At 63.2% G+C, this 733-nt stretch carries 1 pseudogene; it reads left to right on the forward strand.

Annotated features, from left to right (window positions below):
• A pseudogene (locus VSR34_RS38135) lies at positions 1 to 601 on the forward strand (peptidase S53); the annotation flags it as partial.
• Positions 602 to 733 lie beyond the last annotated feature (132 nt).

The following is a 733-nucleotide window of genomic DNA, read 5'->3' on the forward strand; positions in this document are numbered from 1 at the left end:
CAGCGTGCAGTATCCCGCGAGTTCGCCGTATGTCGTCGCAGTGGGCGGCACGATGCTCTCCACGACCGGCACCATGACGTGGGCCGGCGAAACCGTATGGAATGACGGCGCCGCGTACGCGGACTTAGACGAAACTGGGAAGCTGGTCGACAACGCGGTGCGCATCTGGGCGATGGGAGGGGGCAAGAGCGTGTACGAAGCCGCGCCCAGTTGGCAAACCGCGGCGCTCGGCAGTTCGGTGACGAAGCGTGTCCTGCCGGACGTGGCGTTCGATGCTGCGCGATCGACTGGCGCCTACATCATCTCCAACGGGCAGAAGATGAAGTCGCCAAGCGGCGGCACGAGCCTCGCATCACCAATCTTCGTGGGCGGCTGGGCGCGGCTCGAATCGGCCACGAACAACCGCCTCAGCCTGCCAACGCCGGCGTTCTATGAGAATCTCCCGGGCAATACGGCGCTGCACCACGACGTGACAGCAGCCAACAACGGCTACCATGGCTACGGCTTCACTGCGACGTCAGGCTGGGACATGGCTACGGGCTTCGGCAGCTTGGACTTCGCGCAGATCAGCGCGGCAATGCCAAGTTGGCGCGCGCAGTAAGGTTTATAAGGCGTGATGCGTTATACGGGTATGAACCCGAAAACCGATGCTCGAAAACTGGACCAGTCGACGCAGGCGCACCTGAGAAAGATGGTGGTGCAGGCGGTGCGCGACGGGATGACGCAAGTCGAG

This window comes from Paraburkholderia sp. JHI2823 (assembly GCF_038900695.1).
Lineage (GTDB): Bacteria > Pseudomonadota > Gammaproteobacteria > Burkholderiales > Burkholderiaceae > Paraburkholderia > Paraburkholderia mimosarum.